Raw genomic sequence first — 24,941 nt, forward strand, 5'->3', positions numbered from 1 at the left:
GCAAGATCGTCATCTACCTATCAATAGTTAATAAATAATTATATGGCCCAATCGAGAGGAATCATTCGGAAGTTAGGATATTTGACCATCCTACTATGGTGTCAGAGCTGTGGACAGCGGCAAACCGAGGCGACGAGACTGTCAGAGGCAGTGGATAGGTTTTCTTCCGATACTTTACTGGAGGAACCCGACAGTATATGGGTCGCCATTAACGATAGCATGGGATTTTTAATGGCAAATAATGAAGAGACCCGACTTAAAATGAGTGCGTGGCAGGCTGTTAAAAGATTTGAAGACAAGGATTTCGAGGCCTACGATTACGATTCGAATGCGGACACGACTACCTATTTAGGTTTTCCGTACCAGTCACGGGAAGGGGAAGCCGGGCAGTATACCTATCACTTCGACTTATCGGGGACCGATCTTTCAGGAAATAAAGTTAGTGCTAAGGTGGAGGTGAAAGGGAAATTTGGAAAAGGTTGGGTACGAAATGCCGATGGAGAATACCTATACCTAGAGGTATCATGGAACAAACACCATGAATTGGTGGGGGTCGATGCCCAAATGATGGACTATACCTTTCGACCCCTTTAAATTGTACTTTTTAGAAGTAGGATCCTGGCATACCCTAAGGTTACCAGGATCAGGTTTTTAAAATAGTATTTGATAGCGCAGGCTTATAGCGCGACCCGGTAGGTTGTAGCCTCGTTTTTCGTAATAATTCTCATCCGTCATATTACTGACCTTAAGGGTTAGCTGATGCCTGTTTTCGATGGAGAAAGTGGCGGCCAAGTCGGCCACCATATACTGAGGGTAGCGAATCAGCGGATTGAGCACATCGGTGTAGTCGATGTCCTGTCTATGACCAATATTACGGGCGGTTAGTCGGAGGCGCATCCAGGCGAGGTTGTCATATTCTAACCCATAGTTAAATGTATTTTTGGCCACGTTATGGATATCTCGGCTCAGGATAGAGGCATCGGCTTGGCGTATACCTTCTTGGGCTTTTAGGAAACTGGTACCGTTCAGAAATGCCCTTAGGGAATAGCGATGGTCTGCCAGGAAGCCGAAGTCATATTGAATTTCTGTTTCTATACCTTGAATATGGGCCTCAGTGGCATTGACGTATTGGGCCCTCGACACAATTTTATCGCCATTGGGCTGGGGCTCGTCTACCTTGGTGGTCACCTTCGCAATCCGGTTTGTTACCGAAGTATTAAAATAAGTCAATGTAGCCGACCAGCCGGTATTGGGTCGCAGGAAACTCAGGCCTAGATCCCAACTTAGGCTGCTTTCATTTTTTAAATCCGGATTGCCCTGAGTGATGGAGATTCGTCCCTGGGAGTCCCTCACTTCGTTATAGCCTGCCACCGAGTAGGCGTCGGCGGTCACGAAACCTCTACCCATATTGGCCTTGACCTTAAGCCCAGGCAGGAGCCGGTAGGTAAGGCCTAAACTAGGACTGACGAAGGGAAGGTTCTTTTTGCCTGCCTGGTAGGAAGGGAGTAAGTCAGTTGTTTTTACTTCATAGGTGATGCGTTCGTTTCGAAGGCCTGGTTGCAGGCTAAGTCGACCAAAGTCCAAAAAGGCCTGAACATATAATGCCGAAGTGATAAGGGCGTAGTCGGGCTGATAAGGGGCACGAGCCGTACTATCATTGTACCAGCGGCGGCTGTTATTGGAGGCCTTCAAATAGTCGTATCCTATGGTAAGGCTATGTGGACCCAGGCTCCAGATATCTTTAAGTTGCAATCCTTTCCATTGGTTTTGGCTCTGAGCGGACCGATAGGGGGCAATGGGTTTGCCATATTCGTTCAGGACGTAGTTAGTGGTATTTTCTTCGGAACCGTATACCTTCAGGGAGGCTTGGTGTGTGCCGTGGTCGCCGGTAAGGGTAAAGTCTAGGGCCGAACGATCGACATCTTTTTTACTAGCTTCGGTACTTCCCGAGGAGATGTCCCCTGGCGATTCTACATCTTTGGCCTGGAATTTCTCACCACGGAGATCTATTCGCCACTTTTCATCTATTTGATAACCTACTCTGAGCATCCCTGCATACTGATGAAACTGGGTGTTAGGTCGTTGTTGGCCATCGGCAAGGGTCTCCGATACCGAAGCTTGTGGTTGAGCAGAATAGTACTTGAGGGCATTGTCGAAATGAAATGCTTTACGAAGCAAGTTGTTTTTGCCGATGGTATAATCTGCTCCTCTTTCAAAAGTGCTGCCAGAAAGGTCAAAGTCCAATTTTTTCGTCAGGTTGCCACCCACCTGCAGCCCTAATTGGCTAGTTTGGAAACTACCATACTCGGCCCAGGCTTTGCCACGGGGAGTTCCTTTAGAGTGAGCCGATATCACATTAATAACTCCCCCCATGGCTTGAGAGCCATATAATGCCGAAGCTGGCCCTTTCAGAACTTCAATTTGTTGAATTCCATTGAGATTGATCAACGACAAATTGGTGGCTCCTGCTGGACAGCCGTCGATAAGCAGCAGGGTACGCTGGTTCAGCCCCGAAAACTGGGGTCGAAATCCTCGTATTCCCACTCCCGACGAGAGGGTAGGATACTGGATCACGTCCACGGCGGCAAGCTTCCTAACAAGGTCGGTCAGGTCATTAGAAGGCGTCATCTGTAGGTCGTTGGGAGTAAGTACTTCAATTTTTTGTGCGATTCTATCCCTAGAATGGGCCGAGCGAGTAGCGGTTACAACCACTGGGTCAAGCTGATGGGGCGATAGGGTATCTGCAGGAAAGGGAGTGGCATAAGACGTACCTCCGGCTAGGACAGCCATGAATAATATGGCTGTTAATGGATAAAATTGAAATTTCATTTTAGCTTTTTTAACTAAGAAATTGGGGTTGAATAATCTGTTTTGAAATATTATTGAGCCTGTAGCAGGGTAATGATGCCGATCAGGATTGAAAATGCCCCTACCAGGTAATTAATCATTCGGATGATGGTTACTTTTTTTGAAGCAAATCGCTGTAACGAAGAGGTGAAGAAATAGCCATAGGCCGACATAGATACTATAATGCCCAGGCTTTGGATGATGATGATCCACAGGGCCGTGGTAGCGTCGCTGGCCGCCAAGGTAAGGGCTACAGCACAGGCTCCTCCCGTACCCGCCAGGCCGTGAATCATACCCACCCAAAACGATTTGCTCATTTTCCTGGAACCTACGAAGTGGGTAGAAGGGTGCTGAAAGTTCCGGCGGATGGCCATTATTCCTAGCCAGATCATTAAAGGACCCACCAGGAGTTCGACTTTTTCGGAAATCTCTAGGGAAAGGGTCGATTTAAGTAGCAGTACCAATACGGCGAAAATGATGAGGGAAGCAGAATGGCCTAGTGCCCAGTGGGAAGCCCGCCATATCAGTTTCCACCTTTCAGTCGGCCGTCGGTCTTTGTCGCTGGCTAGGACCGACACGGCGGCCATATGGTCGGGTTCAAAAGAATGCTGAATGCCTAATAACAGGGAATCCAATAGTAAAACGTTAATCATAAAAGCCGCATTAAGGTATTGCCTTTCCTTTCAGAAAGGCACAAGAAAACATGATGAGCCGGCACATTGCTGACTTCAGTGAATTTTCCGATACGCTTTTGGGGGGAGTTACAGGGAAGCTAGCCAGGACACACTGCGCCCTGCCACTGTCCTGATGCCTTTCTTCCCGAAAGCAAACGGAGGATATCTGTACTGGCAGGTCTTCTGGCTCGTTCAGTTTTGGCGCCTTCCCGGAAAATTTCCAGTGGCTTAAGGCCAAAACCCTTTTTTGAACTTACAGCAGCGGGGACTGCTCCGGATTTACACCGGATTCCCTTTTAATTGCGTTTGAGGCGCAAACCAATGAGGCTGCAAAGCTATGTTTTTTATTTTTAAATAGACAAAAAATAATTGTAGAAAAGCAGGCTTTGATTCCTGAACCAAGTTCTCCTTGTTTTACTAAAGAATTATCGCTTACCTTTGCGACTGAAAACGTTCTTTTCTAAATTTTCCAACAAGAAAGGGTTTTACTACCAAGTGAATGAATAGGGAATCGTGTGAGAATCACGAGCTGTCGCGCAACTGTAAGTAACACCAAAGTTTACATCGAGTGTAGTCCACTGTTCCATAAGGGATGGGAAGGAGGATGTAAATGTTACGAGTCAGGAGACCTGCCTTTTCTATGTTGACCGTGCTCTCGCGGAATAGAGCATTGTCAGGTTTGGTCGTCGATACTCTGGTGAGACCTTTTGGTTAGCCAAAAATCTTTGGTTTTATCCTGCCTTTCTATATTCCTTTTTGCTGCACTGAAAATGAGGTTCTGAACTTTTAACTCATTAAAAATCAGTTAAAAGTGAATCATAATCACCAGGTCCACAGTCCGCGATTCGACTGGGAGCACCACTTTCCTATAGGAGGGGAGCAGCCAGGCTACGCTCCTCAATTTGTTCTCTCGGCACCTTCGAGCAGCTCGGGTAAGACTACCCTTACCTTGGGGATATTGCGTGCTTTGCAACGTCGGGGGCTAGGGGTACAGCCGTTTAAGTGTGGTCCCGACTATATCGACCCTTTGCATCACCAGAAGGCCTGCGGGAGGCAGAGTGTCAATCTCGATACTTTTCTCTCGTCGGCCAGTCATGTTCAGGCGGTATACGCCAAGTATGCTGCTGAGGCCCAGGTGACGGTCATCGAAGGGGTGATGGGGCTTTTCGATGGGTCTGTCAAGATGGAAGGCAGTACGGCCTCAATCGCTGAACTGTTGAAGGTGCCGGTGGTCATGGTCGTCGATGCCCGATCTATGGCCTATTCTGCGGCTCCCTTACTCTATGGATTCAAAAACTTTTACAAGGGGATTACCTTAGCCGGGGTGATTTTTAATTTCGTAAATACCGATTCACATTATCAGTTTTTGAAGGATGCCTGTGCCGATATAGGCCTAAGGTCATTGGGGTATCTTCCTAAAAATGAATCTTTCAATATTCCATCCCGTCATTTGGGTTTACATCTTCCCCAGGAAAATGATTTTACGAATAGTCTGGATGTCCTGGCGCAACAAATAGAAAAAACGATAGATCTTAATGGTCTATTGGAAAGTAGCCAGAGGCCTTCCCCGTTGCCGCCTGCTCGCAGGGCCCAGGTGGTAGCAGCCGACCGCATCATTGCCGTTGCAAAGGATGCAGCCTTTAGCTTTACCTATGCCGAAAATATCGAACGGCTTGCCGAGTACGGTCGCATCCAATGCTTTAGCCCTTTGGAGGATGCCGAAATCCCCCGTTGCGATTTCTTATATCTCCCTGGGGGGTACCCAGAACTATATGCCGCTGAATTGGAAGAAAACCATTCGATGCGTAGGAGTATTAGGGCCTATTGCCAGGCAGGCGGCCTTACCTACGCCGAGTGTGGAGGTATGATGTACCTCGGGCAATCGATCCATTTGGCTTTAGGACCGTCTAAATCCATGGCCGGGGTTTTTGATTTTAGCACCAGCATGGAGAACTCCAGGGTGGCCTTGGGTTATAGGCATTTGTCGGGTGCGGATTGGCAGGTTCGGGGACATGAATTTCACTACTCCAGATTGAACAGCAATCCGCCTGGGGAGTTGGCCCCTGGGGATGTGGCGACGGCTCAGGCGTTGGACCACTTCGTGATCACCACAGCCCGGGGTAAGGAGGTGACCACGCCAATCTACCGATTCCGAAACTGTTTTGCTACCTATTTACATTTGTACTGGGGTGAATCCGACCATTTTATCAAATATTTATTTGAGCAAAGCCATGACATGGAGTACGTCACTAAAGATCCCGAAACGTTATGAAAAGACAAAGAATTACCCGGGCCGACGGGAAGTCTATCAATCTGGTACAGCGGCGGGGGCATTTGTCATATTGCTATAATGCCTGCTGCTGTGGACGGGTGGACAGGGGCTATGCCCCCGTCCCAGTGGACCTGTACAAGGAGGAATGGCTCAAAAGGAAGCTAAGGAATAAGGTACACCTCACCAAAGGAGGCTGCCTCGGCCCCTGTACCCTAGCCAACGTGGTTACCTTACTCTTTGACGGGCATTCTATTTGGTTTCACTCCGTCAATAGCGACTGGCAGATTGTAGCTATTTACGATTATATAGAGAGCATGATCGAGGCCGATGGATATCTCGTGCCTCCGGCTGAGCTGGCCGAATATATCTTTCAGTTTTACAGTTGGAAGGGGGGCGAAAGTGTTGGGCTGGCAGGCACGGCCCCCATACCTACTGAGGGACTGGTATTTTTGACGCATGCCGATACCGACCTTTTGGCTTTGCATAGGGCCATGGAGCTATTACCAGACGACTTTCCAAAGACTTTGGGTATAAGCCTGTTAGCCATTAAGAGTGAAGCCCAGATGCAACAGCTGCTGGACAGGGAATTGGCGGAGGCCAAAATTATCGTGGTGCGTATTCATGGTAGGCTAAGTAGTATTCCTGGCTATGGGGAGCTGGTACAGAAATGTAAATTACGGGGGCAACATCTGATCGTCGTGAGCGGAACCGGGGAGATGAACCCCGACTTCGCTGCCGTATCCACCGTGTCGCCAGGGATACTGGAAGACACGCTCCATTATCTTCAGGCGGGAGGGTATACCAACTTACATGCGCTGATGTTGTATCTCTCCGATCGGCTGCTTTACAGCGGATATGGAGCCGAACCTCCTCAGGAGCTCCCCGAGCATGGAATATACCATCCCGACCTACCAGAGCGGGCCGATCTGGACGACTGGCGCCAGCACCATCATCCCGAGAAGCCTACCGTTGGCATCTGCTTTTACCGGGCACATTGGATCAGTGGTAATACCAATTTTGTCGATAGGCTCATCGAGGCGTTAGAGGTCAAAAATCTGAATGTTCTACCCATCTTTACTGCTTCCTTAAAGGCGTTTAACGAAGTGACAGAGCGTCCCTTTGCCTTCGATTACCTGGAGGAGGTGGGTATAGATGTGCTGATAAACACCATTTCCTTTGCCATCACCGATATACGAGCCTCCAACGGCCATTCGGGAGGTGCGATGAGGGGGCTCGATGTCCCCATCCTTCAGGCTATCACCAGCGGCATGGGACAAGGGCCTTGGGAGAATTCCTCTCGGGGGCTTAACCCCTTGGATACAGCCATGAACGTGGCTATTCCTGAGCTAGATGGACGCATTATTACCGTGCCTATTTCTTTTAAGGAGCGAGGCAAAGAAGCCAAAGGGTATCGCCCCCTTAGCGATCGGGTAGCGCGTGTGGCAGGGCTCGCACACCGATTTTCTCGACTGCGACGACTCAGTAATAGGGATAAAAAAGTAGCCTTTATACTCACCAATTCCAACAGCAAGGCGGCACAAATTGGGAATGCAGTGGGGCTGGACTCCCCAGCTTCTTTAATGAAAATGTTGCATGCCATGAAGGCTGAGGGATATACCATAGAGGACCTACCCACCGATGGGGACGCCCTCATTCATCAGCTTATCGACAGGTGTTCTTATGACCTTAATTTCCTCACTCCACAGCAGCTGCAACAAGCAGCCGGAAAGGTAGAGGCAGGCCAGTATCAAGAATGGTTTGACGAACTCCCTGATGTTTTAAAGCACAAAATGGAGAAGCAATGGGGCGCAGCCCCAGGAACGACCTACCTACATCAGGGACAGATCGCCCTGGCTGGGCTTGCATTTGGTAATGTGTTTGTAGCCTTACAACCTCCACGAGGCTATGGCATGGATCCCGACGCCATTTATCACCAGCCCGACCTGCCCCCCACCCATCATTATTATGCCTTTTATCGATGGCTAAGGGATGGCTGGGGGGCCGATGCCCTCGTTCATGTGGGTAAGCATGGTACGCTCGAATGGTTGCCGGGCAAAGGAATTGGCCTTTCGGAAAATTGTTTTCCGGATGCACTTTTGGGCGATCTACCCTTATTTTATCCTTTTATCATTAACGATCCCGGCGAAGGGTCACAAGCCAAGCGCCGGGCACATGCTGTGGTAGTCGATCACCTGACGCCCCCCATGACCTCGGCCGACAGCTATGGCGAACTTGCCCAGTTGACCCTATTGGTCGACGAATACTATCGGGTAGAGAGTCTGGATCCATCCAAACTGCCTTTGTTACAACGACAGATATGGGAACTTATCCAACAGACAAATCTCGATAAAGATCTGGGGGCGATGCTTAGCCGCGATCATGGCGACCACAAGCACGACTGGGACGACGAAATGACTCCCGAAGGGGTGCCGGTGAGTCTTACCGAAATGGATGGCAAAGATATGGCGCATTTGATAGAGGATATTGACGGTTACCTCTGCGAACTAGGCGCCGCACAAATCCGCAATGGTCTACATATCTTAGGAGAAATGCCGACAGGGGAGTCTTTAGTGGACATGCTTTCGGCCTTAACCCGGCTCTCCAATACGGGAATTTCTAGTCTTCAAGAGGCTTTAGCCCAATGGTTTGGTTATGAGCTGCAGGAACTGAAGGATGCTAAGGGTCAGCGGCTTGCTGATGTTTCTAAGTCCCTTGTGGTAATGTCAGAAAAGAGTTTGGTGACCGGGGCCGATGTGCTGGAAGCGCTGGAGGCTATCGGAAAGCAATTGTTTCAGCTCCTGGAGCAGGAGTATTTTAGCTTCGATCATATCGACGCTGTGTTGTGCGCGGTATTCCATACTACCCCCGATCGGCCAGCGCTAAGGGCTATCAAAGAGATACTGACTTTTGTGTGTACCCAACTCGTGCCCAACCTATGCCGGACCGACGAGGAGATCAGCCATTTGTTGCATGGGCTCAGTGGAGGCTATATCCCGGCTGGGCCAAGCGGATCACCTACGCGAGGCATGGCGCATATATTACCTACAGGTAGGAATTTCTATTCCGTCGACCCTCGGGCACTTCCTTCACAAGCCGCCTGGGAGGTGGGGGAGCACCTGGCCAAAGAGGTATTGGAGCGACACCTGAAAGAGACGGGCCGGTATCCGGAGCAGGTGGGTATCAGCATATGGGGTACCAGTGCGACGAGGACCCATGGCGACGACGTAGCGGAGGTATTAGCGCTAATGGGGGTGCGCCCCCTTTGGCAAGCAGAAAGCCGGAGGATCGTAGGGGTAGAAGTGATCCCTTTAGAAATTTTAGGGAGGCCCAGGATCGACGTCACTACCAGGATCAGCGGTTTTTTTAGGGACGCCTTTCCCCACCTCATATCCATGATCGATGAGGCTGTGCAATTGGTGGTGGCACTGGATGAGCCATTGGAGCAAAATTTTGTGCGTAAATATTATCTAAAAGACCTAGCTCAGCTACAAAGCGACCCTGATGTGTCCTTAGAACAAGCGGAAGAACGGGCCTCTTACCGAATATTTGGGGCTGCCCCAGGGACGTATGGAGCCGGAATACTGCCCCTGATTGACGAGAAGAATTGGGAAACCGATGCCGATTTCGCAAGGGCCTATGTGAATTGGGGAGGCTATGCCTACTCTCAAAATGCCCAGGGGGTGGATGCCCGTAAGGAGTTTGAACACAGGCTTTCGGGGGTCGAAATAGCCTTGCATAACCAGGATAATCGGGAGCATGATATTTTTGATAGTGACGACTACTTACAATTTCATGGGGGGATGATCGCCACCATTCGCAACTTAACGGGACAACAACCCAAGCATTATTTTGGAGACTCCCAGGACCCGGCCCATCCTGTTGTCCGTGACTTAAAAGAAGAAGCGCTCCGGGTTTTTCGGTCCAGGGTCATGAATCCCAAATGGTTAGAGAGTATCAAAAAGCATGGCTATAAAGGGGGGCTGGAACTTACAGCCACGGTAGACTATCTGTTTGGCTACGATGCCACAGCGGGGATAGTCGACGACTGGATGTACGAAAGCGTTGCGCATACCTACGCCCTGGACCCTAGCATGCAAGCGTTTTTTAAGGATCGAAATCCTTGGGCTATGCAGGCCATTACCGAAAGGCTACTCGAAGCCGCCCAAAGGGGGATGTGGGCCGAGCCTTCTCCAGAAACCCTTGATGGCTTAAAGGAGCTATATATGCACAATGAGGAACAATTGGAACAACGCGTGGAATAGGGGCCTTCAGCAGGCATCATGAATAGACGACCGTTCAACTGACAAGAAAAATGTATCAATATCCGTTTTCGGCCATAGTAGGTCAGCATCAATTAAAGCAAGCCCTTATACTCTGTGCGATCAACCCAAGCATAGGAGGGGTGCTCATAAAGGGGGAAAAAGGAACCGCAAAAAGTACCGCAGTAAGAGGGCTGTCGGCGGTGATGCCCCCCATACGCCGTATTGCTGGGTCGCCCTTCAACTTGTCGGAGGCCGAATATATACAGGGTGGAGGAGTAGCAGAAGGCTATGCCCTCGAACAATGCCCGCTCCCCCTGGTCAATGTACCCTTAGGGGTCGCTGAGGATAGGCTACTGGGGAGTCTGGATTTGGAGACGATTTTATCTGAAAAGAAAAAGCAGCTTTTACCAGGGCTGCTGGCTGAGGCTCATAGGGGTCTTTTGTATATCGACGAGGTGAACCTGTTGGCCGATCACCTGGTAGATGTGCTATTGGACGTCGCCGCCTCGGGTGTCAACAGGGTACAGAAGGAGGGCCTGTCGGAAACGCACCCTGCCCAATTCGTTTTGATAGGAACCATGAATCCGGAGGAGGGGAACCTGCGTCCACAATTTCTGGACCGTTTTGGTATGATGGTCGAGGTACAGGCCCAGATGGAGGTGACGGAGCGCACCGAGGTAGTGAGGCGGCGAATGGCTTTTGAAGCGGATCCCGAAGGGTTTATCAATCGATGGCAAGCGGAGCAAAACCGTTTGGCCATTCGTATTAGGGAGGCTCGGGCCTCGCTTCCTACTGTTTCGATGCCCGAGGGGCTGCTCACGCTGATCAGCGAGCTTTGTATAGAATGGTCGGTGGCGAGCCTTAGGGCCGATATCGTCTTGTACAAAACCGCCCTAACACTGGCGGCTTGGAATGGGAAGCAGTCGGTGACGGCCCAAGAGGTGCGAGAGGCTGCGGAATTGGTGCTGGTGCATCGCCGAGGAAGCGTCAATAAATCGCCAGGAACATCACCTACTCCTCAGACAAACCCAGATCAGGCTTCAGGAAACGATCGGGAACAGAAAAGGCCTACGTTGGCGGGGTCAAATAAAATGGATGCTTCACCAAAAAATAAGGAGCAGTTACAAGCACCGGCTCCACAAGAAAAACAGAACTTGGGGAATAAGCCTGTAAAGGAATCTGAGTCGGAGCAGGAAAGTGTTTTCGCGATAATGAAAAACGTTTCCCGGCCCCCATTGCCTTCCGTCGATTCCATGCCGTTTCGTAATAAGGAGTCGGGACGGAGCCATAGGGTCGATAGGAGTCATCGAGGAAGTCAGGTTGGATGGGAGTCGAGGGGAGGAAATGCCGACCTTGCCTTGGTGCCAACCTTGCAAGAGGCTCTCGTACGCAATCCCGAAGGTCTAAAGGTCCACCGCTCCGATTTAAGATTTAATATCAGAGCCGGAAAGGCAGGAAAGCTGATACTATTCGTGGTGGACGCTTCAGGCTCCATGGCTGCACAGCGTAATATGGAGTTTGTGAAGGGGAGTGTTTTGGCTTTACTCCAGCAGGCTTACGAGCAACGCGACAGGGTAGCAGTCATCGCTTTCAGAGGGGTTGAGGCCTTTACAGTTTTAGAACCTACTGCCGACTTACAACGAGCGGAAACAGCCTTAGGGGAGTTGCCCACTGGAGGGCGTACCCCATTGGCGGCAGCGCTAAAGTTGGCCCTGGAAGTCCTCGGAAGGCCTAGCCAGCAGGACCGTCCTTTGCTCATATGCCTCAGTGATGGAAAAGCCAATGTTCCCCTGCCGGGGGGAGGGGACCCCTGGCAGCAGTCCCTCGCCTTGGCCAGAGAATTTGCCCACCGAGCCATCTCGGCGCTGGTCATAGATACCGAGCAGGGTTATTCGCGCATGGGTCGCGCTACCCTATTAGCGAGTGCCTTACAGGCCCCATGTGTGGGGCTAGATAGCCTCTGCCAATCGGAGGCCGAGTTCAGTATACATGAAATCATACAAAAATATGGACAATCCTAAAGAGTTAGCCTTGCCCCGGTTAAAGCCGCTGATGTTGGTGGGAACCGGATCGGATGTAGGAAAAAGTGTTCTGGCAGCTGGATTCTGTAGGATATTTAAACAAGATGGCTATCATCCTGCGCCATTTAAAGGTCAGAATATGTCCTTGAATAGTTATGTGACGGCCGATGGACTAGAGATGGGAAGGGCCCAAGTGGTACAGGCCGAGGCCGCGCAGGTTCCGTGCCAGGTAGACATGAACCCCGTGCTGCTCAAGCCGACCTCCGACCGATCTTCCCAAGTGATCGTCCTCGGTAAGCCAATCGGCAACCAATCGGCCCATGCTTATTTCAAGGAAAATGATAGAAGTGCACTTTTTGAAACGGTAAAAGGGGCTTTCGATCGTCTACAAGCCCAATATGCTCCGGTGGTTTTGGAGGGAGCTGGCAGTATTTCGGAACTGAACCTGAAACATCGGGATATTACCAACATGCGTATGGCTCAACATGCGGGTGCAGCCACCTATTTGGTCGCCGATATCGACAAAGGTGGCGTGTTTGGCAGTGTGTATGGAACCATCGCCTTGCTTACGCCCGAAGAAAGAGCCTGTATGCAAGGGATCATCATCAACAAATTCAGGGGGGATCCCCGACTGTTTGAAGAAGGGAAAGGCTTGATGGAGAAGCTCACGGGATTGCCCGTGGTGGGCATTATTCCTCATTATAATGATATTTTCATAGAACAAGAAGATAGCGTAGTCCTCGATAAAAAATACCGTCGGGCTGTGGAGGGTAAGATCAACGTGGCCGTGATCCTATTGAGACGTCTTTCAAATTTCACTGATTTTGACCGACTCGAAAACGACCCGAGGGTAAATCTCTATTATTCCAACGATCCCTCCGAGATAGCTGAAGCGGCCATCATCATACTACCAGGAAGTAAAAATACCCTGTCTGATCTGCTGGTACTGCATAATAGCGGAGTCGCTCAAGCCATTGTAAAGGCCCATAAGGAGGGGAAAACGATTGTAGGAATTTGTGGAGGCTATCAGATGTTGGGCGAGACGTTAGCGGACCCCCACCAGGTAGAAGGGGAAATAGAACATATGCCGGGCCTGGGCCTATTGCCGGTTCATACGGTGCTAGAGCGGAATAAAACCACTCGGCAATGCCATTTCCGTTTTAGGGGTGGGCCCGAAGCCTGTTCTGGATATGAAATTCATATGGGCGTTACGTCCGTGCCTTCCGACCCACGGCCTGTGGCCCTTTTAGATGATGGCAGCAGCGATGGCTATTGGCTCAACGACCGTACCTGGGGAAGCTATATCCATGGAATCTTAGATAACGACACGGTGATCGATCAGTTGTTAGCTCCTTACGATCAGCGGGTTTTGGCGAATGTCCTATCGTATGCCGAATACAAATCACAGCAGTTCGACCGCCTGGCCGATCTTATGAGGGCCAATTTGGACATGGAATCGATTTACGACACTTTAAAATATAAATAATCATGCTGCATGGACATGGTAACGATGGCTACCGCTATGACCGGGAAATTTGGGCTGACTTCAGTACCAATGTATGGGTAGGTGGCGAGCCCAAAGGCTTGAAGGAACATCTTTGCGAGCGATGGAAAACGGTGAACGCCTACCCCGAAGTGCTCGGAGAGTCTTTGGGGGTTAAAATTGCCCAACACCATCAATTAGTTCCAAGCCAGGTACTGGTGGCTAATGGTACCACCGAAAGTATCTATCTGCTTGCACAGCTTTATACCCGCAAGAAAACGTGTATTTTGACTCCTTCCTTCTCGGAATATGAAGACGCTTGCCGGGCTTTTGACCACCAGCTTACTTTTTTGCCCTGGCCAGAAGGCCAAGATCCACTCCAGTTGGATTCGGACCTTGTTTTTATCTGTAATCCCAATAACCCTACCGGTCGCACCCTGTCTCAACTCGAGGTGTCTATCCGGAACAATCCACGATGTCTGTTCGCTATCGATGAGGCTTTTACCGAATTTACCCTCTTCAACGAGTCGGCAGTGGCGTGGATGAGTCGTTATCCCAATCTGCTGGTAATGCGCTCGATGACCAAGGCGTACGCGATTCCCGGATTGCGACTGGGCTATTTGCTGGGGCAGCCGTCGTTGATACAGGCCCTATGTCAGATCAAACAACCCTGGACTATCAATGCGCTGGCCCTGGAGGCCGGGACCTTTATTTTCGAGAATTACGATTCGGTGCAGCCGCCAATAGCCGAGTTGTTGGGGCATAAGGAACAGTTTGTCCATCAGCTCAAAGCCCTGGGTTGCCTAGATGTTCTGGAGAGTTGTACTCATTTTTTTCTTTGTAAAACCCACGGGCCAGATGCCCGAGTACTCAAAACATTTCTACTTGATGAATATGGCATCCTGATTCGCGATGCTCATAATTTTCGTGGCCTTACTCCCCAACATTTTCGAGTGGCCACCTTGATGCCCGATCAAAATGGATTACTCATCACTGCATTAAAAGAATGGAAAAGGCGCTACTGTTAATACTGCCGTTGATATTAGGATATTTGCTGGATCTGCTCTTGGGCGACCCCGACGGCTGGCCCCATCCCGTTCGTGTGTTTGGTCAGGTCATTGCCTGGGCCGACAGGCGCTGGAATCAGGGTTCCTTTAGGGTACTCAAAGGGGCCGTTTTAGCCCTCGGACTGGTGTTCGTTACTTATCTTTTCTTCTTTGTGCTCGCTCGAGCCCTAAGGGAGTCCCCTTGGCTCTATATTTCTTTTAATGCCCTGATGGTTTACTTCGGGTTGGCTAATAGGGGGCTAATCGATGAGGGGCGTAAAGTTTTTACAGTGTTAGAAAAAAGAGGGCTGGTAGATGGTCGCAGACAGCTGTCTCGCATCGTAGGAAGGGATACGCGAAATCTTTCGCCCCAGCAGATTCGCATTGCCGTGCTCGAGACCATGTCCGAGAACCTGAGTGATGGAGTGGTGGCCCCTCTATTTTTTTATTTGTTGGGAGGCGTACCTGCTATGATGGCCTATAAGGCGATCAATACCCTCGATTCCATGATAGGGTACCGTAACGAGAAGTATGAATATTTTGGGAAAGTTGCCGCAAGGGTAGACGATATAGCCAACTTTATTCCAGCCCGGTTAACGGCCATAGGTATGGTAATCGTAACCGCCGAATTTCGAGCCTGGCGGTTTGTGAGGTTGTATGCGCGTCATCATACGAGTCCTAATGCGGGCTATCCAGAGGCGGCCCTGGCCGGAATCCTCGATTGCCGTTTTGGTGGTCCGAATGTATACCATGGGCAATTGAAAGACAAGCCCTATATAGGCCGACAGGAGCGAGCCATCCAAGCAGGTGAGGTGGCTCGGGTCATTACCATCAATCATAGGGTCTGTGGGCTGATGGTCCTTGTCTGTAGCCTCATTTTATTATGTACAGTTTGAACTAAAGCACGATGAGAAACGAAAGATCAACTTCCTTGCGAAGATACGTGATCACGGGGGGGCCGGGGGCGGGCAAGACTAGCCTAATCGACAGCCTAGCGGCGTCGGGCTATACCTGTATCCCTGAAGCTTCCCGGCAGCTTATTCAGCGGGAGGTCAGGCTAGGGACGGGGCGACTGCCCTGGCAAGATTTCCCGGCCTTTGCCGAGCTGTGCCTCCAACAAATGAAGGCCGATTATTTCGCTGCCAAAGGGCTTACCTTTTATGATCGGGGCATTCCCGATGTATTGGGCTATATGGCAGAGGCAGGTGCGTCGGACTCTGCTCGAATATGGTCCCTGGCTCGTCAGCATACCTATGCACCACTGGTGTTTGTGGCCCCAGCTTGGGAGGCTATCTATTGTCAGGATGCAGAACGCTGGCAGACTTTTAGACAGGCCCAACGACTCGACCGCGAGATTCGTCGGGTGTATGCAGCATTGGGCTATGAGCTGGTAACACTTCCCCTAGGGACTGTAGAGGAAAGAAGGGCGTTTGTTTTAGAGCGGGTGAGCCATGAGCAGGCTCCACCTATTCCTGAATCCGCAGTATGCTTTACGTCTGGGCAAGTAAATAGTAATGAAGGAGTTATGTGTCGATCCTAATGTCGGAGTAGCACCGTATTTAAAAAATAATTTATTAATTTCAAATGATCACAGCATCACCTACCAACAGGTTGGCTAATCGGTTAGCCACTATTTGCCAGACGTTCTTCCGGCCGACTCTTTTTGTATTGATCATCGTGCAGTTGGTCTCCTGCGGATCAGACGCCGACAGAACGGATAAGCCAGCGAATACTGCCGAAGTGGACGATTTATTCCCAGTGAAATCCTCGATCGACTATGCCCAAGGCTTTTCTCTGACCTATCATGATACGTATAAATTGATCCAAATCTACAGCCCATTTGAGACCTCCTCGGATACGGCGACTTATGTACTACTGCCAAGGGGCCAAGCCAAACCCCCAGGATACACCGACGGCCAAATCATCGAAATTCCAATACAGCGACTGGTCACTATGTCGTCCATGCACTTGGGGCTATTGGGCTTTTTGCAGGCTGAGGACATTTTGATAGGAATGGGGGATCTGAAATATGTCTCCTCACCAAAGATACTTAACAGGATAAAAGAGGAGAAAATAGTTGCAGTTGGAAGAGACCAGATGTTAAATGAAGAATTACTAGTGGCCATGCACCCAGGTCTGATTATGGCCATGGGCAGCCCGGTTTCTAAAATCGGTCAGTATCATGGCCTTCGGGAGGCCGGTATACCGGTAATGGTCAATTCCGAATGGCTCGAGACGAGTCCTTTGGCCCGTGCCGAATGGGTGAAGCTGATGGCCGCCTTACTCAACAAGGAGGCTGAAGTCAACACCCGGTTTGGTGCGGTAGCTAAAGAATATCATCGACTTTCGGCGCTAGCCAAAGGGCCTATTGACCGCCCCAGTGTGCTCTGTGGCCTCCATTCCAGGGATACTTGGTATGTTCCAGATGGAGATAGCTACATGTACCAATACATCCGTGACGCGGGTGGAAGTTACCATTGGGCCCATATCAAGGCGACCGGAAGCCTACCTCTGAGCTTCGAGCAGGTATACCCGGTAGGCCTCAAGGCAGATTTCTGGATCAACGTGGGTTCTGGCAATATCGAAAACCGGTCCGATTTATTGGCCAAAGATGGGAGATATGCGGACTTTAAGGCCTTTCAGAGGGATCGGGTCTACGCTTTTACCAAAAGGGTCAATGACCGTGGCGCAAACGACTACTGGGAATCTGGAGCCGTTAACCCTCAAGTGATCTTGGCCGATTTGATAAAAATCCTTCATCCGGAAGTGCTTCCCGATCACGAATTATTTTATTACAAACCGATTCAATAAGAAAAAGCACCCTGACTGGGATTTTCTGAATCATAACATTTTTTTCTAACCATGAAAATTTACACAAAAAAAGGAGACAAAGGCACCACAGGACTGTTTGGCGGGAGTCGGGTTGGCAAGGACGACGTGCGCATCGAGTGCATAGGAACCCTCGACGAGGCGAATTCAACCATAGGTCTACTTCGGGTCCAGCTGGGTAGCGATCACCAATGGCAGGGGAGTTTGCATAAAATCCAAAAGGATCTGATGGACATGATGTCGCACTTGGCGAGGCCCTCCGATGCCAAAAAGGAAAATAAGAACCCTATGCCCGTCGACGGAGCCGAATTCTGCGAAACCTGGATAGATGCCTTGGAAACTGCGATGACGGCACCTTCCGATTACTTTTTGCTGCCAGGAGGCAACCAGGTATCGGCACTGTGCCATATGGCCCGCACCCAAATGCGCCGTGGGGAACGGCGGTTGGTGGCCCTAATGAAAACCGACACCGTTCATGAGGCGATTCCAGCCTATATCAACCGCCTTTCCGACTTGTTCTTTACGCTGGCCAGGGCCGAAATGGATCGGGCAGGGGTGGCTGAAGAGAAATGGCAGTTGTTTTTGTATAAGCGTTTCAAAAAGGCCGAGTAGATGTTAACTTATATCTCAGGAGGTGCTCGCAGCGGAAAGAGTGCCTATGCCCAGCAACTGGCCCTGATGCTGAGTCCTAATCCCGTATATGTGGCGACGGCCCATATCTGGGACGAGGACTTCGCCCTTAGGGTGCAGCGACATCGCGAGGAACGGGGGCCGGAATGGTCCCTGATGGAACGGGAGCAAGGCCTCGACCAGCTGCCTTTGAGCAACCGGGTAGTGGTGGTAGACTGTGTCACCCTTTGGTTGACCAATATTTTTATGTCGGCCAATGAAGATCCAGATAAAACCCTGGCGCAGTTTAAACGGGAAGTGGATGGCTTATTGGCACAGTCTGCTACTTTGATAGTGATATCTAACGAGTTGGGTATGGGCTTACATGCCGACACTACCTTGGGGCGCAGGTTTGTGGATCTTCAAGGCTGGGCCAATCAATATGTGGCGCAGCGGGCCGACAGGGCTATACTCATGGTGTCGGGCCTGCCCCTACAGCTGAAACCCTCTGGAGCATCGCCTTCTATGAATACCTTGATTCCATAAAATATACTACTTGAAATGGATACACTTTTAAAAGGGCAAATACAAGCCAAGATAGATCAAAAGACCAAACCTCTGGGCTCTTTGGGAATGCTCGAACGCCTAGCCGTTCAGATATCGGGTATACAGCAGACGCTCACCCCAGCCCTCAATAATCCTCAGATTCTGGTTTTCGCTGGCAGCCATGGCATAGCCAACAGCGGGGTGAGCGCCTATCCACCCGCCGTAACGGCCCAAATGGTCCTGAATTTCTTGCAGGGAGGTGCTGCCATCAATGTACTAACCCGACAGGCTGGAATGGCCCTTCAGGTGGTCGATGCCGGCGTAGATTTCGATTTTGGGGCTGCGAAAGGCCTGGTTAATATGAAGGTCAGGAGGGGGACACGTAATTTTTTGGAGGAGCCAGCCATGACCACCCAGGAATGTTCTCTTTGTATAGAAAGAGCCCGAACTTTGGTTCAGCAGGTGGCGGGTACCGGCTGTAATGTCATCGGCTTTGGCGAAATGGGCATTGGCAACACCTCGGCGGCTTCGGTGATGATGAGCAAGCGCCTGCAGAGGCCTCTCGCCGATTGCGTTGGGATGGGTACGGGGCTTTCGGATGTACAGCTCGCCCATAAGCTGGCGATTCTCGAACAAGCCATGGACCGCCATGCGGCAGTGGGGAATAGCCCCCTGGAAGTGCTCCAAACCTTCGGAGGCTACGAAATGGCCATGATGGCCGGGGCCATGGTAGCGGCCGGAGAGCGTGGGATGGTGATTCTGGTCGATGGATTCATAGCCACGGTAGCCTATCTCTGCGCGGTGGGTATAGCTCCTGAGATAGCCGACAATGCTATTTTTTGTCATGAATCCGAAGAAAAAGGTCATCGGATCTTATTACAATATCTCCAGGCGCAGCCGGTCCTACAACTGGGCATGCGGCTGGGGGAGGGGACGGGCTGCGCCCTCGCTTTTCCGATTCTCCGAAGTGCCGTTGCCATCATCAATGAAATGGCCAGTTTCGATAGCGCTGGGGTAAACCAAAAGGAAATATGATCCACCAGCAATATACGCTTTTCCTGGTCGCCCTGCAGTTTTATACCCGCATTCCGGTACCGGCATGGGTGCCCTACCACCCCGAGGACCTCAGCAAGGCTACGCGGTTCTTACCACTGGTAGGCTGGCTGGTGGGCATAGTCACGGCTGGTGTATGGCTGGTTTTAGAGCCACTTACCAACGGCCATGTGGCCCTGCTCTTAGCCATGTCGGCGTCGGTGCTCTTGACTGGTGCATTTCATGAGGACGGTTTTGCCGATGCTTGCGATGGCTTCGGTGGCGGATGGACCCGCGACAAGATTCTGCTGATCATGAAGGATAGCCGTATCGGTACCTATGGGAGCATAGGGCTGCTGCTGCTTTTAGCGTTGAAGTTTGCCTCTTTGCAACTATTGTCAGAAAAAATGGGTGGAGATTCTGTCCTGATCGTTTTCAACCTCCTCGCCGCCCACTCGCTGAGCCGCCTGATGGCCGCCTTGCTGATTTTTACCCTGCCTTATGCTCGGGAAACCGACGATAGCAAATCCAAGCCTGTGGCTACGGCGGCAGGCTTTAGCACCATATCGATAGCGCTGCTTTTGGCCCTGCTACCCCTCCTTGGTTTATGTTATTTTAGTGGGACACTCTGGGGGATGGCCGTACTTTCGGGACTAGGTTTAGTCACCTACGGGATGGGCCGGTATTATAAAAAATGGATAGGAGGCTATACCGGCGATTGCCTGGGGGCCGTACAGCAAGTTACCGAAGTGGTGTTTTACCTTTTTATAAGTATTGTATGGAAGTTTATTTGATCAGGCATACCAAGCCCCTCTTGACATCCGGGCTTATCTATGGGCATCTGGAGGTGCCCCTCGCCGATAGTTTTTCAGTGGAATGGCCCGAAATTATACCACAGCTCCCCCCTGCCTTGGACAGGATCTATTCCAGCCCTTCTTTACGCTGCTTTCGACTGGCCGAGCTCCTGTCCAACGAATTTAACGCACCTTGTATACCAGACGAGCGGCTACGCGAACTGCATTTCGGCGACTGGGAAGGCCAGACCTGGGACAGCGTCGATCAGGCCGATTTAAAGCTATGGATGGACGACTTCGTCAACGAACGAGTGCCGGGAGGCGAGAGTATGTTGGATCTGCAGAATAGGGTCATGCGCTTCTGGGAGGGGCTACAGCACGAAGCAGATGGCCGCATCGCAATAGTAACTCACGCCGGAGTGATACGACTGTTACTGGCCATGCACCGACAAGTAGCGTTAGAGGATTCGTTTTCTATAAAAGTGGAGTATGGGGAGGTTGTTAGGGGTTCGCTGCGCTGTTAAAAGTTGAAGGTTAATGGTTAAATGGCAATCGGCAATCGGTTGTCGGCTATCGGCATTTGCTTTAAGGTTATAGGGTTTAGGTGGTCGCTGTGCTGTTAAAGGTCAAAGGTTAAAAGTTAAAGGCGGCCGCCGCGCGGGTAAAAGGCGGTCCGCTGCGGTTAAAGGGCTGTCAACAATCGGCAGTCGGCAATTGCGCAGGCTTATTGCTTACGGCCTTTAGCTTACAGCATTTGTTTTAGGGGGTAAATGGCTGTCGGCTGTCGGCTGTCAGCTTTCAGCTTTTGGCTTACAGCTTACGGCCTACAGCTTACAGCATTTGTTTTAGGGGGTAAATGGCTGTCGGCTGTCGGCTTTCAGCTTTCAGCTTTCAGCTTTTGGCTTACGGCTTATTGCTTTCGGCCTACCGCTTACGGCTTACTGCATAAAGCATTTAAGAAATCTATCGCCAGCGCCGTAGGTGCGGAATATAGGGCAATCGGCTGCCGGCAATCGGCAATAGCGCTGGCTTACGGCATAATGCTTACGGCATAATGCTTACGGCTTATAGCTTACAGCCTTTCTAAAGCTATCGGCTTTCGGAAATGGCGCCGGCTTATTTCTTGGTGCTGCTACTTTTCTATTAAGATTTCGGGGCCAGGGCCCCTTTTTTCGATTGGCCATTAAAACCGTATATTTCACCACACTATGTATTGAAATTATGAAACAATCTGAATATGTTTTCCCATACGAAGGTTTTTGACCGTAACGACGGGATAAATGGGCTTCGCCCCCGGCCGAGTCCTCGGGGTATACTCCTAACTTACTTGTATGATATTAATGCATTATTCTTTATAAACTCTGCATAACTAATCCAGTTTTGAAACTGGAAGAGCACCTTCTTACTAGTTACACCAAGCCGCAAAATTTCAGGAACTGGTGAATGCAAGTAAGGTGTGGACTATCTATGCGTCATCCCTATTTTTGGAAAACGAAGAGTGAAAAATATTCAACTTGACACGTGGCACGTTTCTCGTTACATTTATGTTATGATTATAGGTTACCGACATAAGGGCTTAGAGCTTTATGCCACAAAAGGCGACCGTTCAAAGCTCCAACAAAGCCATGTTAGTAAAATACGGCTGATTTAACCCGTCTTGATACGGTAAAGTCGGCTGAACAGATGAACCAGGCAGGGTATTACTTTCACGCCTTGAAAGGCAATTTACAGGGGTTTTATTCGGTAAGAGTGTCGGGGAATTGGCGTATTATCTTCCGTTTCGTGGGAGAGAACGCCGCAGATGTAGATTATCATTAAACAACATGTTTTAGAATGGCTTTATTTGATCCAGCCCATCCGGGCGAGCTTATCCGCGAAACCTTGGAAGGTTTACGCGAGGAAACGGGCCACAAATTCACGGTTGAAGAAGTGGCGCACAATTTAGGAACAACAAGAAAAACCCTTTCTGCGATCATAAACGGAAAGTCTGCCGTCTCGCCTGAAATGGCTATCCGTTTAGGGGCATTATTTCCCAATACGGATGCTGATTTTTGGCTAGGCGTACAGAAAAATTTTGATTTGGCAAAGGCGAGAAAGAAAGTGGATATATCTAAAATACGGGCCATCGGGTCACCCAAAGCTTTACAGCCAGCCTAAATAAGGTATAGCAAAACGAAATAGTGATAAGCAGTGCAGCGAACGGCGGTCGGCGGTCGGCTTTCAGCAATCGGCATAGCGCAGGCTTATGGCTTACTGCCTATCGCTTACCGCATTTAAGAAATCTATCGTCAGCACAGGAGGTGCGGAATATAAGGCTATCGGCTTTCAGCAATCGGCAGTCGGCATAGGGCAGGCTTATGGCTTACTGCCTATCGCTTACCGCATTTAAGAAATCTATCGCCAGCACAGGAGGTGAGGAATATAAGGCAATCGGCTGTCGGCAATCGGCAGTCGGCTTTCAGCAATCGGCCGTCGGCATAGCGCAGGCTTATAGCATATTGCTTACAGCATATTGCCTACGGCCTACAGCTTTCAGCTTATGGCCCATTCCTGTGGGGTATGTGCTAGTGTTGAGGGGGGAGGGGGGGCTCTTTTTCCTAATTATTACTCCAGTCTTTGATTATTTCAAATGCATGTGGATTCTTAACAATGTCTAAATGCTTGACATTTTCTAAGATTTCTAAACGAGTATATTTTTTGGCTGTGTCAAAGGCAATTGAGAATTGTTCCGTATAAAAACTCTCATCTTGATCACCAACTAAAACGAGACATGGAATTTTAATATTTTCAATTTCGGCTTTATAATCCTTAGGGTTGAAATTTATTGTCATATTGTAGGAATAGGAAGGGACTTGAAGCTTATCATTTAAATTTTCTGGGCGGTTAAAAAACAAAACGGCTATGTGATTTAAGAATTTTACACCTATGTTGTTTAACATGGAGAGCCCAATGATTCTCTTCAAGGCCACCTGAACCCACCCTCCGCTATTGTGTTTGACGGTCGGTGAATCATATCCTAGATAGGGTGCGAGCAAAATGGCCTTATCTACCTGGGTGTTTTTCGGATTACCAATAAATCTTAAAACGAATCCTCCTCCAGATGAATGTCCTGCTAAAATTATCCTTTTGGCTCCAAGATTTTTTTTACTGAATTGAATCAAATCCTCAATATCGTTTTCGAGTTGTCCGATGAAGTCAATATTACCCCTTTCTCCGCTGTTTTTACCATGACCTCTCATGTCGGGCGTAAGGACCGTAGCAATATTCGCCTGGGCGATGGAATTTGCTAATTTGGCCAGATATCGGCTTTCTGACCCCGAACCATGAATGAGTATTAAAACATCTTTATTTTCACTCCTATACACTCTATTGAAAAGCTCGTAATTGTCTCTTGATTTAATCCATTGTTCATTTCCCAAAGAAGTTTCGGAATTTTCTTTGACTGAACTATAATCGTAGTTTTGGACGTTTTTTTCAATAGTGATAGGCCAAGAAATAAGAACTAAGGCTATGGATAAGTAAACGACAAGGCTTATCAGGATTGATCGTACAATCCTTTTTACAATTTTAGGCGACATTATCTTTTGTGTTTTGATCTTTCAGTCATTCGATGGCGGCTATTCCACTGATGCAATTTTTACATCCATTATTTAAGCGAAAAAAACCGTTGTTGCTCAAAAATGGACCCATGTTACCGCAGAACTAAAGTTAACGTATTCCTGTTGGGTTTTCAAATGAAGGGAGGAGTGGGTGGCGAAAGAATTATTTGAACCAGGCTTTTAGGGAATTATTTTTTTATCGGGAGGTGGTTTTGCAAATACTCAACCTTTTACTATTTATTCTAAATATTCCCTCCTTTATTTCGTGACGAGTGCATCGATAAGTGTATTCATCAATAAATGTTTACAGACAATCCTTTGCCAATAAGGGTAAAGGAATAATAGCGCTTGTAGGAAAGTTTTTAGCTTGCCATTATTGAGAGGCAACATCGATCAAGGTTTGCTACTTCTCCATGGTGAAATCGGCGATAAAGACGGTTTGCTTCTACTCTTTGTACATCGTGGTATATTTGTTAGTCTTTATTTAAGGCAGTCAGTTGATTGAAGAAGGCTGGTGTTGCCAAAATTCATTAGCCCTGGTAATAGCAATATCTAATAGATTAAGTTTTTGCGAAGCCGCAATTTGCGGCTCCTATGGCCTTTTCGACTAGACCGAGGTATAACATTACACCCTCAGCAGTTTTCCTTATAAAGTATGAACTGTTTCAATAGGGCTTTTTAACCATTTACTTACGAAAAAAAAGGGCAGAGCAAAAAAATAGCATGTAGGGACAAAAGTCATAAAGAAGCTATACTGGCTGGCTCGGAGCCGCCTTCCAAACAACGGTATTAAAAAAAAATATTTATAGGTGTCCTACACAGAATCTATTGCTTACAGCATTTATTTTAAGGTATTAGGGGTTAGAATTTAGGATTTAGGGCGTGGCATTAACAGGGTGTAAAAGGTGGTCCGCTGCGGTTATAGGG

Annotated in this window: 20 protein-coding genes and 2 riboswitches; of the genes, 17 read left to right on the top strand and 3 right to left on the bottom strand. The window is 49.3% G+C overall.

Annotated features, from left to right (window positions below):
* The first annotated feature begins 42 nt into the window (after positions 1–42).
* A complete protein-coding gene (locus tag CLV98_RS20225; RefSeq protein WP_109677412.1) occupies positions 43–594 on the top strand; it encodes a hypothetical protein in 552 nt (183 codons plus the stop codon).
* A gap of 57 nt (positions 595–651) precedes the next feature.
* Here CLV98_RS20225 and CLV98_RS20230 read toward each other — a convergent pair whose 3' ends face one another.
* Positions 652–2,829, bottom strand: coding sequence for a TonB-dependent receptor plug domain-containing protein (locus CLV98_RS20230; RefSeq protein WP_109677414.1), 2,178 nt, complete (start codon positions 2,827–2,829; stop codon positions 652–654).
* A 50-nt stretch (positions 2,830–2,879) separates the two neighbouring features.
* Positions 2,880–3,500, bottom strand: coding sequence for a hypothetical protein (locus CLV98_RS20235; protein ID WP_109677416.1), 621 nt, complete (start codon positions 3,498–3,500; stop codon positions 2,880–2,882).
* 177 nt (positions 3,501–3,677) lie between these two features.
* A riboswitch (cobalamin riboswitch) is annotated at positions 3,678–3,859 on the bottom strand.
* A 125-nt stretch (positions 3,860–3,984) separates the two neighbouring features.
* Positions 3,985–4,172: riboswitch (cobalamin riboswitch) on the top strand.
* A 160-nt stretch (positions 4,173–4,332) separates the two neighbouring features.
* On the opposite strand from CLV98_RS20235, the gene CLV98_RS20240 reads away from it, so the two are divergent.
* The 16 genes from CLV98_RS20240 to CLV98_RS23500 all read left to right on the top strand — a co-directional run bounded on the left by CLV98_RS20240 (position 4,333) and on the right by CLV98_RS23500 (position 22,804).
* Positions 4,333–5,793, top strand: coding sequence for a cobyrinic acid a,c-diamide synthase CobB (locus CLV98_RS20240; RefSeq protein WP_229203488.1), 1,461 nt, complete (start codon positions 4,333–4,335; stop codon positions 5,791–5,793).
* Positions 5,790–10,055, top strand: a complete 4,266-nt coding sequence (gene cobN, locus CLV98_RS20245; RefSeq protein ID WP_109677418.1) for a cobaltochelatase subunit CobN — start codon at positions 5,790–5,792, stop codon at positions 10,053–10,055. Before CLV98_RS20240 ends, cobN begins: the two co-directional genes overlap by 4 nt.
* Positions 10,056–10,105: 50 nt before the next feature.
* The gene (locus CLV98_RS20250; protein ID WP_109677420.1) at positions 10,106–12,076 is read left to right on the top strand and encodes a magnesium chelatase subunit D family protein; all 1,971 of its coding nucleotides are present in this window, start codon (positions 10,106–10,108) and stop codon (positions 12,074–12,076) included.
* Positions 12,045–13,562, top strand: coding sequence for a cobyric acid synthase (locus CLV98_RS20255; RefSeq protein ID WP_229203489.1), 1,518 nt, complete (start codon positions 12,045–12,047; stop codon positions 13,560–13,562). Before CLV98_RS20250 ends, CLV98_RS20255 begins: the two co-directional genes overlap by 32 nt.
* Positions 13,563–13,564: 2 nt before the next feature.
* Positions 13,565–14,587 carry a pyridoxal phosphate-dependent aminotransferase gene (locus CLV98_RS20260; protein ID WP_109677422.1) on the top strand — a complete coding sequence of 341 codons (1,023 nt, stop codon included), beginning with the start codon at positions 13,565–13,567 and terminating at the stop codon, positions 14,585–14,587.
* Entirely contained in the window at positions 14,566–15,501 is a 936-nt protein-coding gene (gene cbiB, locus CLV98_RS20265) for an adenosylcobinamide-phosphate synthase CbiB (protein WP_109677424.1), read from the top strand. Before CLV98_RS20260 ends, cbiB begins: the two co-directional genes overlap by 22 nt.
* An 11-nt stretch (positions 15,502–15,512) precedes the next feature.
* Positions 15,513–16,145: an AAA family ATPase gene (locus CLV98_RS20270; protein WP_109677426.1), complete on the top strand. Its 633-nt coding sequence runs from the start codon at positions 15,513–15,515 to the stop codon at positions 16,143–16,145.
* 44 nt (positions 16,146–16,189) lie between these two features.
* On the top strand, positions 16,190–17,416 hold the full coding sequence (locus CLV98_RS20275) for an ABC transporter substrate-binding protein (RefSeq protein WP_109677428.1): 1,227 nt from the start codon (positions 16,190–16,192) through the stop codon (positions 17,414–17,416).
* 51 nt (positions 17,417–17,467) lie between these two features.
* Positions 17,468–18,046, top strand: coding sequence for a cob(I)yrinic acid a,c-diamide adenosyltransferase (locus tag CLV98_RS20280; RefSeq protein ID WP_109677430.1), 579 nt, complete (start codon positions 17,468–17,470; stop codon positions 18,044–18,046).
* Positions 18,047–18,589, top strand: coding sequence for a bifunctional adenosylcobinamide kinase/adenosylcobinamide-phosphate guanylyltransferase (locus CLV98_RS20285; protein WP_109677432.1), 543 nt, complete (start codon positions 18,047–18,049; stop codon positions 18,587–18,589).
* 15 nt (positions 18,590–18,604) lie between these two features.
* On the top strand, positions 18,605–19,624 hold the full coding sequence (cobT, locus tag CLV98_RS20290) for a nicotinate-nucleotide--dimethylbenzimidazole phosphoribosyltransferase (protein WP_109677434.1): 1,020 nt from the start codon (positions 18,605–18,607) through the stop codon (positions 19,622–19,624).
* A complete protein-coding gene (locus tag CLV98_RS20295; RefSeq protein WP_109677436.1) occupies positions 19,621–20,415 on the top strand; it encodes an adenosylcobinamide-GDP ribazoletransferase in 795 nt (264 codons plus the stop codon). Before cobT ends, CLV98_RS20295 begins: the two co-directional genes overlap by 4 nt.
* Positions 20,400–20,939: an alpha-ribazole phosphatase gene (cobC, locus tag CLV98_RS20300; protein ID WP_109677438.1), complete on the top strand. Its 540-nt coding sequence runs from the start codon at positions 20,400–20,402 to the stop codon at positions 20,937–20,939. Before CLV98_RS20295 ends, cobC begins: the two co-directional genes overlap by 16 nt.
* Before the next feature lie 1,159 nt (positions 20,940–22,098).
* Positions 22,099–22,233, top strand: a complete 135-nt coding sequence (locus CLV98_RS23965) for a type II toxin-antitoxin system RelE/ParE family toxin (protein WP_229203490.1) — start codon at positions 22,099–22,101, stop codon at positions 22,231–22,233.
* 15 nt (positions 22,234–22,248) lie between these two features.
* Complete coding sequence (locus tag CLV98_RS20310) at positions 22,249–22,572, top strand: HigA family addiction module antitoxin (protein WP_109677440.1); 324 nt, start codon at positions 22,249–22,251, stop codon at positions 22,570–22,572.
* 88 nt (positions 22,573–22,660) lie between these two features.
* Positions 22,661–22,804, top strand: coding sequence for a hypothetical protein (locus tag CLV98_RS23500; protein ID WP_158281301.1), 144 nt, complete (start codon positions 22,661–22,663; stop codon positions 22,802–22,804).
* Positions 22,805–23,012: 208 nt separating this feature from the next.
* Here the strand turns inward: CLV98_RS23500 and CLV98_RS20315 are convergent, their stop codons facing one another.
* The gene (locus CLV98_RS20315) at positions 23,013–23,993 is read right to left on the bottom strand and encodes an alpha/beta hydrolase (RefSeq protein WP_109677442.1); all 981 of its coding nucleotides are present in this window, start codon (positions 23,991–23,993) and stop codon (positions 23,013–23,015) included.
* Positions 23,994–24,941 lie beyond the last annotated feature (948 nt).

Source organism: Dyadobacter jejuensis (assembly GCF_003149085.1).
Classification (GTDB): domain Bacteria; phylum Bacteroidota; class Bacteroidia; order Cytophagales; family Spirosomataceae; genus Dyadobacter; species Dyadobacter jejuensis.